Origin of the sequence: Pseudolactococcus reticulitermitis (assembly GCF_002260845.1) — a bacterium.
Classification (GTDB): Bacteria; Bacillota; Bacilli; order Lactobacillales; family Streptococcaceae; genus Pseudolactococcus; species Pseudolactococcus reticulitermitis.
Genome location: NZ_BEDT01000006.1, coordinates 36,611 through 51,043, shown reverse-complemented (window position 1 = coordinate 51,043; position 14,433 = coordinate 36,611). Strand labels below are relative to the sequence as shown.

21 protein-coding genes are annotated in these 14,433 nt (G+C 41.1%); 13 read left to right on the top strand and 8 right to left on the bottom strand.

Annotated features, from left to right (window positions below; translation table 11 throughout):
- The first annotated feature begins 30 nt into the window (after positions 1-30).
- Together RsY01_RS10010 and RsY01_RS10860 are read left to right on the top strand one after the other, a co-directional pair.
- On the top strand, positions 31-249 hold the full coding sequence (locus tag RsY01_RS10010; protein ID WP_094785399.1) for a MerR family transcriptional regulator: 219 nt from the start codon (positions 31-33) through the stop codon (positions 247-249).
- Between the two features lie 205 nt (positions 250-454).
- A complete protein-coding gene (locus tag RsY01_RS10860; RefSeq protein ID WP_167373260.1) occupies positions 455-661 on the top strand; it encodes an HAD hydrolase family protein in 207 nt (68 codons plus the stop codon).
- A gap of 347 nt (positions 662-1,008) precedes the next feature.
- Here the strand turns inward: RsY01_RS10860 and RsY01_RS10000 are convergent, their stop codons facing one another.
- The 3 genes from RsY01_RS10000 to RsY01_RS09990 all read right to left on the bottom strand — a co-directional run bounded on the left by RsY01_RS10000 (position 1,009) and on the right by RsY01_RS09990 (position 4,242).
- Positions 1,009-2,355, bottom strand: a complete 1,347-nt coding sequence (locus RsY01_RS10000; protein WP_107490459.1) for an esterase/lipase family protein — start codon at positions 2,353-2,355, stop codon at positions 1,009-1,011.
- An 18-nt stretch (positions 2,356-2,373) separates the two neighbouring features.
- Entirely contained in the window at positions 2,374-3,345 is a 972-nt protein-coding gene (locus tag RsY01_RS09995) for a Gfo/Idh/MocA family protein (RefSeq protein WP_094785397.1), read from the bottom strand.
- 87 nt (positions 3,346-3,432) lie between these two features.
- Positions 3,433-4,242 carry a putative ABC transporter permease gene (locus tag RsY01_RS09990; RefSeq protein WP_094785396.1) on the bottom strand — a complete coding sequence of 270 codons (810 nt, stop codon included), beginning with the start codon at positions 4,240-4,242 and terminating at the stop codon, positions 3,433-3,435.
- A gap of 183 nt (positions 4,243-4,425) precedes the next feature.
- On the opposite strand from RsY01_RS09990, the gene RsY01_RS09985 reads away from it, so the two are divergent.
- Entirely contained in the window at positions 4,426-4,920 is a 495-nt protein-coding gene (locus tag RsY01_RS09985; RefSeq protein ID WP_094785395.1) for a GNAT family N-acetyltransferase, read from the top strand.
- A gap of 21 nt (positions 4,921-4,941) precedes the next feature.
- Here RsY01_RS09985 and RsY01_RS09980 read toward each other — a convergent pair whose 3' ends face one another.
- Entirely contained in the window at positions 4,942-5,778 is an 837-nt protein-coding gene (locus RsY01_RS09980; protein ID WP_094785416.1) for an NAD(P)H-hydrate dehydratase, read from the bottom strand.
- 7 nt (positions 5,779-5,785) lie between these two features.
- Positions 5,786-6,286, bottom strand: a complete 501-nt coding sequence (locus RsY01_RS09975; protein ID WP_094785394.1) for an NUDIX domain-containing protein — start codon at positions 6,284-6,286, stop codon at positions 5,786-5,788.
- A gap of 71 nt (positions 6,287-6,357) precedes the next feature.
- Between RsY01_RS09975 and RsY01_RS09970 the strand changes: the two genes are divergently transcribed.
- The 10 genes from RsY01_RS09970 (at position 6,358) to RsY01_RS09930 (ending at position 11,666) form a co-directional block, all read left to right on the top strand.
- Positions 6,358-7,104, top strand: coding sequence for a tRNA1(Val) (adenine(37)-N6)-methyltransferase (locus RsY01_RS09970; RefSeq protein WP_094785393.1), 747 nt, complete (start codon positions 6,358-6,360; stop codon positions 7,102-7,104).
- Positions 7,097-7,387 (top strand): GIY-YIG nuclease family protein, encoded by a 291-nt coding sequence (locus RsY01_RS09965; RefSeq protein ID WP_094785392.1) that lies wholly within the window; start codon positions 7,097-7,099, stop codon positions 7,385-7,387. The genes RsY01_RS09970 and RsY01_RS09965 overlap by 8 nt, the downstream gene beginning before the upstream one ends.
- Positions 7,388-7,470: 83 nt before the next feature.
- A complete protein-coding gene (locus RsY01_RS09960; RefSeq protein WP_094785391.1) occupies positions 7,471-7,779 on the top strand; it encodes a TIGR04197 family type VII secretion effector in 309 nt (102 codons plus the stop codon).
- Positions 7,779-8,135: a DUF3958 family protein gene (locus tag RsY01_RS09955; protein ID WP_094785390.1), complete on the top strand. Its 357-nt coding sequence runs from the start codon at positions 7,779-7,781 to the stop codon at positions 8,133-8,135. The genes RsY01_RS09960 and RsY01_RS09955 overlap by 1 nt, the downstream gene beginning before the upstream one ends.
- Positions 8,135-9,673, top strand: a complete 1,539-nt coding sequence (locus RsY01_RS09950; RefSeq protein ID WP_094785389.1) for a hypothetical protein — start codon at positions 8,135-8,137, stop codon at positions 9,671-9,673. The genes RsY01_RS09955 and RsY01_RS09950 overlap by 1 nt, the downstream gene beginning before the upstream one ends.
- A gap of 15 nt (positions 9,674-9,688) precedes the next feature.
- Complete coding sequence (locus RsY01_RS09945) at positions 9,689-10,087, top strand: hypothetical protein (protein ID WP_094785388.1); 399 nt, start codon at positions 9,689-9,691, stop codon at positions 10,085-10,087.
- Between the two features lie 81 nt (positions 10,088-10,168).
- Entirely contained in the window at positions 10,169-10,582 is a 414-nt protein-coding gene (locus RsY01_RS09940; RefSeq protein ID WP_174655199.1) for a hypothetical protein, read from the top strand.
- An 83-nt stretch (positions 10,583-10,665) separates the two neighbouring features.
- Positions 10,666-10,878, top strand: coding sequence for an Imm70 family immunity protein (locus RsY01_RS11065; RefSeq protein WP_202971662.1), 213 nt, complete (start codon positions 10,666-10,668; stop codon positions 10,876-10,878).
- Entirely contained in the window at positions 10,860-11,006 is a 147-nt protein-coding gene (locus RsY01_RS11060; RefSeq protein WP_202971661.1) for an Imm70 family immunity protein, read from the top strand. The genes RsY01_RS11065 and RsY01_RS11060 overlap by 19 nt, the downstream gene beginning before the upstream one ends.
- Positions 11,007-11,354: 348 nt before the next feature.
- Positions 11,355-11,666: a hypothetical protein gene (locus tag RsY01_RS09930; protein WP_094785387.1), complete on the top strand. Its 312-nt coding sequence runs from the start codon at positions 11,355-11,357 to the stop codon at positions 11,664-11,666.
- 73 nt (positions 11,667-11,739) lie between these two features.
- On the opposite strand, the gene RsY01_RS09925 is transcribed toward RsY01_RS09930, so the two are convergent.
- From RsY01_RS09925 to RsY01_RS09915, 3 genes are read right to left on the bottom strand one after another with little or no spacing between them, the layout of a single operon-like run.
- A complete protein-coding gene (locus tag RsY01_RS09925; protein ID WP_094785386.1) occupies positions 11,740-11,964 on the bottom strand; it encodes a DUF1797 family protein in 225 nt (74 codons plus the stop codon).
- Positions 11,965-12,023: 59 nt separating this feature from the next.
- Complete coding sequence (locus RsY01_RS09920) at positions 12,024-13,355, bottom strand: glycosyltransferase family 4 protein (protein ID WP_094785385.1); 1,332 nt, start codon at positions 13,353-13,355, stop codon at positions 12,024-12,026.
- A gap of 53 nt (positions 13,356-13,408) precedes the next feature.
- Positions 13,409-14,407 (bottom strand): LTA glycolipid anchor biosynthesis glycosyltransferase, IagA/BgsA family, encoded by a 999-nt coding sequence (locus RsY01_RS09915; RefSeq protein ID WP_094785384.1) that lies wholly within the window; start codon positions 14,405-14,407, stop codon positions 13,409-13,411.
- Between the last annotated feature and the right edge of the window lie 26 nt (positions 14,408-14,433).

The following is a 14,433-nucleotide window of genomic DNA, read 5'->3' as shown; positions in this document are numbered from 1 at the left end:
TTATAATAGAGCTATAGTCAGGAGGAACACATGAACGTCAAAGAAGTCGCTAAACTAGCGGGCATCAGTGTCCGTACTTTACATCATTATGATAAAATTGGCCTACTGGTACCGACTCGGAATGCGTGGAATGACTACCGCGATTATTCAGACGATGATTTGGATAAACTCCAGCAAATTTGTTTCTTCAAGGCTTGTGGCTTTCCTTTGACCGAAATCCAGCATCTACTTGGAAGCTCAACTGTTTGATAGACATCAGGTATTTGAGTTGCAGCAAAGCTATTTATTGCACGAAAAAGAACGTATCACAACGCTTTTAGACACCTTAGAGCGCTCGATGCAAGACATGAAAGGAAATTTAACGATGACACAAGCAGAAAAATTTAGGGCTTTGATTTTACAAAGGTAAATCCTTATGAACAAGAGGCACGTGAACGCTGGGGGAATGCTGCGGTTGAAAACTCAAATGCGAAAAATGTCAATCAAATTAATCGCCACAGATATGGATGGCAACTTTTTAAACAGCCAAAAAGGCTACAATCGTGCACATTTTGCTGACTTATATGCGGAGTTAAAAAAACGTGACATCAAATGTGTTGTTGCCAGTGGCAATCAATTATATCAATTAACATCATTTTCTCAGATATTGCAGAGGAGCTGACTTTTGCGAGTGAAAATGGTGCTTATTTGAAGAGTCAAGGCAAAGTATTATTTGTAGTTGAGATGCCACACTATGTCTTTGAGAAAGCGTTAGCGATTTTAGTAGCAGATTATCAAGGAGAGGGCATCATCTGTGGGAAAAAATCTGCCTATATTTTGGAGACCGCACCCGAGACATTTTACAACTACACCTACCAGTATTATTACCGCTTGGCAAGAGTGCCAGGCTTTTCGACAATGTTTGAACAAGATACAATTGTCAAAATGGCTTTCAATTCTCCAGAACAGATGCAAATTAATCGCCAAAAAATTGACCGACAGTCGCAAAACAGTCGGTCAATTTTTGTTTTAATAGCCCTTATTTTTGAGTTGGGCAACCAAATCAACATAGAATTCGCACACATCAAAGCCGTCGATGTTTTTGCGCGTGAGGTCAATCATATCACCATGAGAAATACCTTGCTTACCCTTGGAAGTCAACAAGCCGAGATAATTTCCCCAGACCATGGCGCTTGTTGAGACTAAGCCATCATTTTCACCTGCCATGGGCTTGATAATCAGATAGCCCAGATTGAGCGGAAAAGCTGCGGAAGTCGCTGATGTCATGCGAGACCCGACACTTTGGTAGAGCACGCCGGTAACATCAGGTGCTATTTTATTTAATTCAGCGCAGGCGTGGTCGGTTAAATCGACCAGACCACTCATAAAATCAGGTTCTGTATCGCCTAATTTTGTAAATAATTTTTCGTATTGCCCACCGACGGATTGGATTGCTTTATCAGGTAGTTTAGCCATCAGTTTGCGCGCGTAATTACAGCCGAAGTGGGGCGTGTTAATCGTCGTGAGTGAGGCGACATAGTTAGCCATGCCGAGCTTGCTGATGGCATAACGGGAGTCGATACCGCCCTTAGAGTGGGCGATAATATTGACTTTCTCAGCACCTGTTTCCTCAATGACCTGCAAAATACTATCGCGAATTTCAGCTGCAGAAATAGGTACAGCTGCCGTGGATTGTTGCTTACCATAGAAAATGGTCGCGCCATTGGCGATAAGCTCTTTGGGAATACGCCCCCAGTAGTTGAACGCTTTCCAATCTCGGAAAAAGATGCCATGCACGAGTAAAATCGGATATTGGGTCTGGCAAATTTTTTCCGCTGCCCGATTGGCATTTCGCTGATGTTTGGTCGTCTCGTAAGCATACTCTTTGGCAGCAATTCCGCAAAGTTTTCTCAGTAAAAAGAGGTTGATAAGCGGGACCCACCACAGCAAGATGAGCAGGAGCCGAAGCGTAATCCCTGTCTGCGTTGATGTCGTGAAAATTCGAACCAAACCATTGAGTAATAAAATGCCAAGGCAAATGGTTGCTAACAAGCCGTTTAGTATGTAAGTGAGTGCCGTTAGCTCAGCAGATGACAATCGACTAACAACTCCATTTAAAATAAGCGTTGCCACAAAACACATACTGCTCGCAAGTATTAATTCATAGCCACCCTCTAAAATGTCAAGCCGTCTTCTCTGCTGTCCTTTCTTCTTTAGCTGAGGTCGAATATTGAAGTAGCTAAAAAAGAAGATGAGCAATAGCGTGATAACGATATGTATCAAAAGTGGCAAATCAAACAGGTTTGAAAGGATGATAAGATTTGCCAAAATCGTCAGTAAACTGTCACTAAAAAGTCTTCTAAGAAAAATAGTCATGTTAAGGTCTTTCGTTTGTTAGTTTTGTTGCTGATAAACCTGCTCACAAACCCAAGCAGTGCGTAAGGCAGAGTCAATCGTAGACGGACAGCTACCTTGCCCATTTAACTCATCAACAATCGTCTGAATCAAATTTTGGTGGACGTGTTCAATCGTCCCAACTGGAATGGCTGTTTCCTGTTCAGCAGTCTTAAGCTGAATGGGATCGTTGCTAAAGCAGCCGAAATTAAGCTCACCTTTTGAGCCTACGATTTGGATATTATCCGCAGTCGTATCGGTCGTAAAGCACCAATTTCCAGTCCCTGTGATGTGATTGTCAAAGGCAAAAGCCAGTGCGACATTATCCTCTGGCGCATAATAGCCCGCCTGATTGGCGCTAAAGGCTGCGACTTTTTCAATCGCGCCAAAGAAAAAGTCCAGAATATCGAGTGTGTGCACCGCCATATCCATAAAAATGCCACCGCCCGAAATCTCAGGTTGGACGTGCCAATGCGTGCCGGTGATTTCGTCTTTTGCAGCTGGTCGATAGTAGGCAACATTGACAAACCGCACATCGCCAATCGTGCCCGCATCCAGCAGTTCTTTCACTTTAACAAACCGTGGTAAAGTTCGGCGATAATAGGCGACAAAGGCTTTAACGTGTGCTTTTTTAAATGCCTCTGAAATTGCCAAGGCCTCGTTATAAGTCAGGGCAATCGGCTTTTCAATATAGCAGATCTTACCAGCTGCCGCACAACGTAGCGCATAGTCCTTGTGTGAACTAGGTGGCGTAGCGATATAGACCGCATCAACCTTAGGATCGGCGAGCAAGTCGTCAACGGAAGTAAAGACTTTTTCGACATGGTGGCGTTTGGCGTAATCTTCTGCCTTAGCCAGCGTCCGATTGGTCACGCCATATAAAACAGAATTTTTCGCCTTGTAAAACCCCGGTCCACTTTTCTTTTCCGTTACATCACCCGTGCCAATCATTGCCCAATGAATTGTTTTCATCGTCATTTTCCTTTTCATCTTATCATTTTTTTGTAAGTGTTTTCATGTTTCATTATACCATGACATAGAAAAAAGAAAGACTTTCGGTCATTTCTTTTTGAAGGTTTTGTAAGTTTCATAGCGTTTGCGTAAATTTTCCAAGGCTTTCTTTTCAGTCTGGTGTTTCGCATTTGGAAAGGCCTTGAGTATCCGTGCCCGTATCCTTTTTTGATGCGCCATAAGAGTCTCAATCTCTGTCGACAGCGTTTCCGTCAGCTCATCTTTATGGCTGTCAAATTTCTCAGAGGCGTCCACAGCGAAATTGCCGAGATTTTCGGCTAAGGTATCACTACCCCGCCGAATCATGCGTGAGAGTTCGTGCACCTGCTGTAAATCGCGGTTGAGGTGCGCGATGGCGATCACTGTGATGAGGACATCTGTGAGTAAAATGAGGTAAAAAATGCTGATGATAATGGTGACCGGCAGGGTCGGCAGGTGTTCCAAAATCTTAGCGATCATCGGCTGAATGATTTTAATCAGAAAGACACCCGCCAGCCCCCACATCAAGGAAAATTTCAGGCAAATGTAGCCACCGATATTAAACGGTTCTTGGGAATAATCCCACCACCTCATATGGAACAATTTTTCCAAAATATAGCCACCGACTAATTCAAGCAAGCTTGCGATGATGACCGATGCCAAGAAAAGGAGGGGGAGATTATCTGCAATCGGGTTTAAAAATAGGATAAAGAGCACCGCCCCGAACCCATAAATGGGGCAAACAGAACCATTTAGAAAACCGCGATTGACAAATTTACCAGTATTGACCGAGGCATAAACGACCTCGAGACACCAGCCAAGAAAGGCATAGGCTGGGAAATAGGTCAAAAAAGTTAGCACGATATGTTCAGATAGCATGACTGCTCCTTTGTTTTTTTATTTAGCTGAATCGTGAGACGCTTGATAGGCTTTGTCTTTATCTTAGCACATTGTCCTGAAAATTGCGTGCTAGAAAAAGTTTATGGTAAACTAAGGAGACAGCAAAAAATGCCTTTAGTCAGAGCTGATGTCAGGCCCAAACATAACAGGAGATAAGAGAGAATGAAAATAAGACAAGGCAAGTTAGCGGACGCCCAAGCAATCGTTGCACTTTATCAGTCTTTGATAGGCGTACCAGGCTGCACCTGGCATGAAGATTATCCAACACTCGAAAATGCCCAAGCAGATATAAGGGGCAATTCACTCTACCTTATCGAAGATGAAAATGCGTCTGGGAAGATTTTAGCGGTTGCAACCGCAGTAGAGGAAGCAGATTTAGATGCTTTTGAGTGCTGGCATCAGCAAGTGACCAATTGGCGCAGTCTATCAAGAGTTGCTGTGCGCCAATCCGTTCAAGGACGAGGGCTTGCCCAAAAGTTGATTTCTGCTATCATTGATGACTTAAAGGGAATAGATAGTGCAGGCCTACGGTTACTCGTTTCTCCTGATAATTGGTCTGCCTTAGCCTTGTATCAAAAACTTGGCTTTAAACAGGTTGGTGACTGCTTTTCCTATGGTGAGACCTGGGCATGTTATGAGTTAGTCTTATCAAACTAATTTAAAAAACTGACAAGCCTTTTAAAGCTTGTCAGTTTTTTTCTCGGCATACCGGTGCATCAATTTCGGAAGTTCAGCAGAAATCTGTGTCGGTAGGACAACATAGCGCTCGCGTGCCAAGTCGTCAGCAATCGCTGAATGGGCATAAACGGCAGCGAGTACAGCATTTTCAAGAGAAACATGGAATTGACCGACAAAGCCTGCAATCATCCCAGCAAGTGTGTCCCCCATGCCACCTGTTGCTTGGTAAGGCCCGCCGATAGTCAATTCAAAGCTATCGTTTTCAGTATAAATCTGAGTATGACATTTTTTAAGGACAAGGATTGTTTGCGCTGGAAATGTCGCAAGTGCAGTCAGATTATTCTCTGGCGTCTGTTCAGCAATTTCAAGCCGACTCAAACGTTGCCATTCCATTTGATGTGGGGTCAAAACAACTCGCGCATCTGGCAGATTTAGCTGATGTTCAGCCAGTAAAGTCAAGGCTGAGCCGTCCAAAATCAAAATCTGTTCAGGGGTGACGCTGCTTAAAGTTGTAGTCAAAATAGTCAACTGCTCCCCCAGACCTGATCCGATGAGGATAACGTCAGCTGACCTGATAAAAGATGTCAAATCTTGCGTATAGTCTGTGACCATTGCCTCAGGCAAATGGCTATGGAGGGCTGTGAAATTACTGGGGTGGGTCGCGACGGTGACGAGCCCAGCACCGCTATGAACCGCAGCGAGGGCGTTCATGATGACGGCGCCGCCGTATTGCTCCGTGCCGCCGATAATTAGAATGCGCCCATAATCACCCTTGTGTGTGGCGTTAGCGCGCTTGGTAATCGTCTGTTCGAGAATGGCTTGTGTCAGTTTTTTCATCAGCACATCACTCGCCATTTTCTCGAAACCAAGCCTTATTGCTGGTTTCATTTTCGGTTAAAACCTTGTGCATGGTGCGTTGCGCTTGAGGTACAAACATCCGAGGCTCTGGCGAAACGGGTAACCACTTGACTTCGAGCGTCTCATCGCCATCAGCCTGAACGTGACCTCCGACGAGCTGAACTTCAAAGCCAACGGCGATATTTTCTTGGGCATCGCCCCAAGTATTTTTATCCGTGATATGGGTGGAAAGGCCTAGAACTCGGACCACTTCGACATCAAGACCCGTTTCTTCCTTGAATTCACGGACGACCGCCTGCATGGGTGATTCGCCGTAGTCCAAGAAACCACCCGGAAAGCCCCAGCCGCTATCAGGCGAATCTGCCCGACGCTCCAATAAAATCTCCGTGCGGTCAGCATTCCACAGCACACCAAAAGCCGTCACGAAAATCATTCCCTGATGTCCCACCAGCGCCCGCATCTCTGCAATGTAATTTTTTTCCGTCATGTCTAATGTCCTTTAAGCTTTTGATAACTAAATCTTATCATAAACTTTTACTATTTTGTTATAATAAAAAGATGACCTCACAATCTTTACTCAAACCCAAGGAAAGAATTGACCAGCTGGCGACGAATGACGTGAAAATCATCCAGTCTCGCGATGTTTTTTCCTATTCAGTCGATGCCGTCCTCCTCAGCCGTTTCCCCAACATTCCCAAACGCGGGCAAATCGTCGATTTGTGCGCGGGAAATGGTGCAGTCGGCCTGTTTGCCAGCAACAGCACAACCGCCAGCATCGTTGCAATTGAAATCCAAGAACGCTTGGCAGATATGGCAAATCGAAGTGTGCAGTTGAACAAGCTAGAGCAGCAAGTGCGCGTGATTAATGATGATTTGGCTAATACGCTGAATCATCTCAAGCCGTCCAGTACAGACCTGATTTTCTGCAATCCGCCTTATTTTAAACTAGATGAGCAGTCACGAATCAACGAAAGCGAGCATTACCTGTTAGCGCGTCATGAACTCGCAACCAATCTCGATGCCATCTGTCGTATCAGTCAACAACTGCTGAAAACAAACGGTCATATTGCCATGGTACACCGACCAGACCGCTTTTTTGAGATTATCCAAACCATGACCCAATACAATTTAGTCCCTAAGCGTATTCAGTTTGTCTATCCCAAATCAGACCGTGATGCCAATATTTTACTGATAGATGCGATTAAAGATGGTAAGCCGGGTGGCGAGAAATTCCTGCCGCCCTTGATTTTACACAAACCAGATGGCAGCTACACAGACGAGGTATATCAGATTTATTATGGCTAACTATTATTTTTATGTCCTCCTGTGCGCGGATCAATCCCTCTATGCAGGCTATACCAATGATTTAGAAAAACGCATCAAAGCTCATAGCTTGGGGCAAGGCGCTAAATACACCAAAGTCAGACGACCAGTCGAGCTGGTCTATTCTGAAACTTTTTCGGATAAATCACAAGCTTTAAAACGGGAATATTGGTTCAAGAAAACCTTGAGAACACGTCCTAAAAAAGATGCCTTTCTCCGTGAAAAAGGCATCGTGATTATAGATGGTCAGGTGACGCATCTATGATAAATTAAAACATATAATATTTTTCGGATTAATAAGGAAAATATTTTGATATAATTGAACTATTAAATGTATAGGAGAGTATAATGGTAAATACTGTCATAAAAAATGATGTCAATCTTGCTCACGCTAAAGCGACGGCTTTACAAACTGCTGTTTCTAATGTGTTGGCATTTCAGTCTGTTACGAAAGACACTCAAACAACTGTTCAAGGTAATGTCAAAGCGCATGAAGTTATTGAAAAAGAAGATAGTCTAGGTAAAGAAATTGCCTTAGCTGTCAAAAGTGCGTCAAAAAATTTACAGTCTGTCGCAGTAGAATTTGAAGCACTGGATAAAAAACTCGGTCAAACACTTTTTAAACCAAATTTTGATTTATTGGGGGACTTACGCTAATGGCTACTTGGGAAGAATTGAACTTTAGAGAACGAGAACTACAAGAGCAAGAAGACAGAATCATGGCTGAAACTCAGCAAGTTGAATCAGTGACTGAGTATTATCGAAATTTTTCACAACAAGAACAACGTTTTTTCTATGATTTGAGTGAAAAATTTTATCATACTGAAAGCGAATTAACCAGTTTTTTGAATCAAAAAATGGGAGAACTTGACTTTAAAACAAAGCGAATATTGTCCGATTTAGACCAAGCCTCAGAAGAATTACAGGGCAATAGACGACAAATCATTTATGACCTTGAAGAACTTGGTTATGACAGACAAAAACTGGCTTTTGAAGAAAGTGAGGGAAGATAATGGGCATTGATATGTATGTATCTGAAGCCAGAACGCAGGCTGATAGTGTTGCGACACGGTGTGATAGTCGAGTAAAAGGGTATGAAAATTTACAAAAAGCAATTAGTGATTTTTATTTCAATAGTCAGGGATTGAGCGGAAAAACTTACGATTCGGCAAAAGAATATTTCATGAGCGTTTTATATCCTTTAGCGCAAGGTGGCGCATTGCTTTCAGAGGCAACGAAAGAGGCGGTCAAAAGGTTTCCAGAAGAATATACGGCTAGGGTTGACACGTGTGATTGGAAAGAATCGGAGCTGATAGAAAATCTTACGCAAATCGACCAACAAATCAGAACCCTTTATGATATTCGTTCAAATATTGAGTATTATCCAATGCCAGACCTGATTAAGACAACATTACTCTATGCCAATGAAGAACAAATTCAGTTATATCAAGATATGCATAATGTTTTTTCTGAAAAGTTGGATAGACTTCGAGAATTTAATGCGTCATCTCCTGAAATCTTTTCAGAAATTGATGCTTTAGAATCTTCGATTAAACAAGGTTTGGCACAAGTCAAAAGTTCTTGGAATGCGTCTAGTGGTACTTTTATGGTGCCACAAGATTTGTCGTGGGTAGCGACAATAGAAAAAGCTAGTAAAGTCGCAAATGAACGAAAATTTAGTGATGAAATAGAGAGGTTCCTTAAAGACGGCGGTCAGCTCATGGTCTATAAGGATAGGGCGAAAGCTAAGTTGGCTAGTCAGAATGAGTTTGCATCAGATGTCTCTTTTGAGGATGCGGATGTGGTGATTTGGTACATTGTCAAAGACGGCGTTGTGATTAATCTTGCAGAACATCCAGAATTTAAGGACTTGTACAAATATCTACAGAAAAAAGGCGACAAGCTCAAAAAAGACCAGTACAAGACCGTTTCATATAATCAAGCAGAGAAAATGACTGTGGATAGTATGGATGGCATTGAGGGCAGAATTGCGAGATTTGAGTATTATTTCAGACCAGCAGAGAGTGCGCTTGCGGGTGTTGTTGCGGGAGTAACGACTGCTAAGGCTATAAAAGCGACGGGGAAAGTACCTTATGGGGATAATGGATTGCAATCCAAAGAATTGGAATTTAGTGGTACTCATTTTTCAGCAGAAACTAGCCCAAGTGTAACTGCAAAAAAATGGCAAGGGAAAGGAAAATACCCAGGGATTGATAACTACCAAGATGTTGTCATTAAAAAAGGGAGTATAGTTTATAGAGGAGAGCCAAATGGTACTGAATATTTTACAACTACGAGTGCGATAGAGGAAGCAAGTGGTTTTGCTGATAATCTATTTAATGGTTTACAAGTTGAAAAACACCCTATATTTGGCTATAGAAATACTATGCAAGGATATGAAATAACTAGTGATATAAGGGGAGGAATTAGTAGAACTATAGCTAATAAACAGTTTGGAAATGGTGGAAGTACGCAACTGTTTATACCAGATATTGACGACTTGATAAAATCAGGAAGTTTAAAACCAACTTCAAGTATAACTTTAGAATAAAGGAGTTTTAGTAATATGATAGATTTACAAACAGGCAATATGATGATTTACCCAGATTTAAAAATTAACTCTAATCTGACATTTTTAGATTTTAAGAAAACTTCTTTTTATAATAATCAAGATCCTGATAAAATTATTTATCTAGCAGAGCCACAAATAATTGATGCTAAAAAATACATTGTAAGTTTATTCTTTAGAGATGGAATAATTTATTATTTATCTCTTTTAAATGTTGATTTTGATTTTACAGTAGAAACAGAAAATGAACGAAAAAAAATTCATGATAAAATTTTATCATCTTACCAAATTGTTTCAGGAGAAAAATGCAGTTGGGGAATGATTGAGTCAGAATATGATTCTCGTAGTAATATTAGTAGCATAAATGTTTATTATAAAAATCACCCTAAAGAATAATTTGTTTAAAATGTGAAGGGTGTTAAGCTCAAAAAAGACCAGTACAAGACTGTTTCATATAATCAGGCAGAGAAGATGACTGTGGATAGTATGAATGGTGTTGAGGGCAGAATTGCGAGATTTGAGTATTATTTCAGACCAGCAGAGAGTGCCATTGCAGGTGTTGTTGCGGGAGTAACGACAGCTAAGGCTATAAAAGCGACGGGGAAAGTGCCTTATGGAACAAAAGGAAGCACACGTCCAGAATTATACAAAGATGGACATAGCATAGAAGTTAAAAACTATGATGTTCAGACTAACTCTGGAAGGAATAACTTAGTCAATAATGTTAGTGGGCAAATAAAGAATAGAGTTGATAATTTGCCTTTAGGAACTAATCAAACTATTTTGGTAGATATTAGAGGTCAAAATGTTACGAATGATGTTTTAAAAGAAATTAGGCAAAGAATTTTAGAAAAAACTAAAGTTGATGTAGAGATCATATTTAAGAGGTGAGAAAAATGGTAGTTGGTATAAAAGTAGATTTTTTATAGTTTTCTGTTGGAACGGATGATTTCTTTCATTCATTTTTCTCAACAATATGTATTGATTTAGAAGAGGGAGAGTGGGGAAGTAAATTTCCGATAATAATGAATGAATTATATTCAGGAAGTTTGTCTTTAGATAAACTAAAAGATGCTAAAAATGAATTGGAAGAGATAAAACAAGAGTTTAGTAAACTTTCTCCTGATAAAATTGTCTGGGATGCTGAGGATTTAGGAAAAACACTACCATGGGGGGGAGAAATATAAGTTCAGATATAACAAATTTAGCAGAATATTTTATAACAAGTGATGGTAATAATTTAATTGATAGACTAAATAAGGCGATTGATGAAGGTTTAAAAGAGCAAGTGAGTATAGAGATAAAAAATTTATAATGAAAGAAGTATTAATTTTTACTTTTTGTCATGAAGAAGGATAAAAATGATTACAAAATGTTTATCTAAATTTTGATGAATTTTATGACTATTTGGTAGAAGTCGTCAATGAAAGAATTGCCGAAACCCCTAGCGATAAAGTAGAATATGAACAACTTTTATCAGAAGTGAAAACAGCTTTAGGTTTGTAAAATAAAGTCAGATAATCATAAAATTATTTGTTCGTAATATTGGCAAGGTGTAAGAAGTCATTGCGCTTTGTCTTTTTTGAATAATCTTCAATAGTATAATGGCGCACTTGGTACCATTATATCAACATCTCAGCATGTAGAAGATGTTGCGACGTGGTTGAACGAAACCGAAGTTGGTCAAGCTATTCAGATGTTGGGCTTTACTTATGCGAGTTATAAGATTACGACTGCTAGTGGGACTAAACAGATTAATAATATTCCAGTAGGAGAAAATGCGGGAAATCATTTGAAGAATGTGGAGGGAGTTGGTAGAAATGGTATTAGTGGCGGGCATAACTCAAATGTTTTCTTTGAAAGTTTAGATAAAATGATGAAAGGCTATGTAGGTACAAATGATGAAATAAGAACAGTCGTACTTCAAGCTGAACAATATCAAAAGATAATAAAAGAAATACTATCTTCTAAATAAAATCATTTTTCCTCCGCATCCAGATAAACAAAAAAACCAGCCAAGTCACAACGATTTGGCTGGTTTTCGTCTATTAATAAATCAAGTCAAAGATTTCCATCGCCACAAGGTCGATGCTATCAAAATCAGATGTTTCTTTGATTTTTGGATATTTGACGATGAAAACTTGGTTTTCGCCGTCAAAGCTGACAGTGATTTGAACTTGTTCATCTTTTTCAAAATTGAAAGTGTCTTTTGGATCGCCTGATGCGACAAGTTTTTCCAATCGGTTGAGGATAGCAGAGAGATGAGATTTCATTTTATACAGATTCCTTTATGTAAGATGTTAAAACAACCTATTAATCGTTTTAAGTTTTATTATTTTAACTTTATTTTACCATACTTATCGAGAATTTTGGCGTGTTTGATCGCTTTTTTCGCAAAATAGGCGACTTTTTTTGGCGTTCGAACAACGGTTCTCGCCGTTTTAACTGGTGCTTGACGCACCAGTCGAGCTGTTCGCCGCGGGATAGACTCGCCTTTTTGCGCCAGATATTGATCATTTGAGATGATTTTATCCAGATAGAACTCGTAGACACGCAGGGCGAAGTTTTCCGCCGAAATCTCGTAAAGTTTTTGATCATAGCGGGCTTGGTCAAAGTCAGGGGTTTCTGTGATGGCAGCTAAAATCGTTGCTGCAATGGCATCATCAGTCGCAAAGAGGCGACCAAAGATAGGTTCGGTAATCAAAGTTTGGAGGTAGGCATTGTCCGTAGCTAAAACAGGTGTGCCAGAGGCGAGCGCCTCGATATAAGTCAGCCCCTGTGTCTCACTCGTCGAAGCAGAGATGAAGAAATCCGCCGCCTTATAGTAATAAGCCGTCTGATCATTATCGACAAGACCTGTGAAAATCACGATGTCATCTAAGTCTAACGACTTAACCAGTTTTTTCAGCTTATCGGCATAAGGACCACTCCCGACAATCACAAGTTTAACCTTGGCTTGCTCGCGAACGGTTACTAAACTTTTAACGACAGATTGGATATTTTTTTCTTCGGCAATGCGGGATAATGATAATAACATCGTTTCATCAGGTTGGATGCCAAGGCTTGAACGCAAATCAGCACAAGCGTCTGCTGTAATTTCAGGACGGACAAACTTATCCAGCTCAATACCAGTCGGAATGACCCGTTTTTCAAGATTGACACCATACCCATTGACAATGTCAAGAACGATTGCACTAGGGACAATAATCCCGTCTACACCAAAGAGATAGCTTTTGATCACATATTTGACCATGCCAGGTCGCAGAATTTTGCCCTTGGCAATATAATGGACATAATCTTCGTATTTCGTGTGCAAGGTATGAATCACAGGAATTTTAAGCTGTCTCGCTACCAGTTTTCCTAATATGCCAACCCCAAACTCGGTTTGGGTATGAATAATATCGAGATGATACCTTTTGGCAACTTGATAAGCAGCGACCACACCTTTGAGGACAATCCGACGCTCAGCTAGGGAAATCAAAGGAATACTACGCAAACGAATGACGTTGTCTTGATCATCATTTGGGTCAGCGTGGGGATCTGTTGTCGTAAAAATAAAGACCTGATGGCCCATTTGGGTGAGCTGGTTGGCTAAGGTTTCAATTGACGTGGCGACACCTGAAACCTGTGGTAAGTAAGAGTCAGTAAAAAGACCAATTCTCATAAAAACTCCTTTAGAGATTGAAAACGACTTGGGTCGTTAACAGCTGTCTTAAATTAATTGTCTAAAACCTGTCGGTAAGCTGCGACGAGTTGACTTGAGATACTCTCAATCGATCGGCTCTCAGCGACACGACGACCGGCTTCCCGTTTGTCTATCTCGCCATCTAGCACACCCCTGAGGGCAGAGACAAAGTCATCATTCGTTGAAACAAGGGTAGCTGCGTGATGGTCAAGCCAGCCACCATAGACCGGAATATCGCGGGCGACAACATTTTGATCAGACGCGAGCGCCTCTAGAACGACAATCCCCTCAGTCTCCTCACGAGATGGGAAGAAGAAAACGTCGCTAGCGGTCATCGCGCCCTCATAAATATCGCCCTTGATATAACCCGGAAACTCGACATTTGCGGGGTGATTTTTCTTGACCAAGCGCCGCACCCAACCAGGAATCGTCCAAAGGTTGGTCTCGCCAAACCAGATAAACCGAACATCTGGCATCATTTCCGCGACCTTGACGAAATCATCGATGCCCTTGCGTTTAAAATACAGCCCTGCACACATGACGATCTTTTGGTCGGGCAAGACGTGGAAGTGATCTTTAAAAGCCTGCTCTTTTTCAGGAGAGTGGCGATATTTATTCAAGTCAATGCCGTTTGAAATGGCAACGACAGGAACGTTCACTCCATAGGAGGTGATGAGCTGTTTTGAGTAGTCAGTTGGCGTGATCACCAAATCAGCATGGCGGTATAAAAAGGTCAGGTATTTCTTGACAATCGGTGCGAATAAATTGGAACCGATAAATGAATTTCTGAAATCTTCTTTTGTCGAATGACCGTGGTAGATGACTTTTTTACCCATGCGCTTCGCACGAAAAAGCAGCATGACGCTTTTGATGCCGTAAGTGTTAATATGCGCAATATCAAAATCCTCGTGAGGATTTGTCGTATAGTCAACGCCAGCAATGTCTAATGCTCGCTTTTGATGGTGGATGGCACGGCCAATGCCAGATTTACGTAAGAATTTTTCGGCTTCTAAATAGAGTAAAATTTTCATAACTTATGTCTATTATAGCAGAAAAT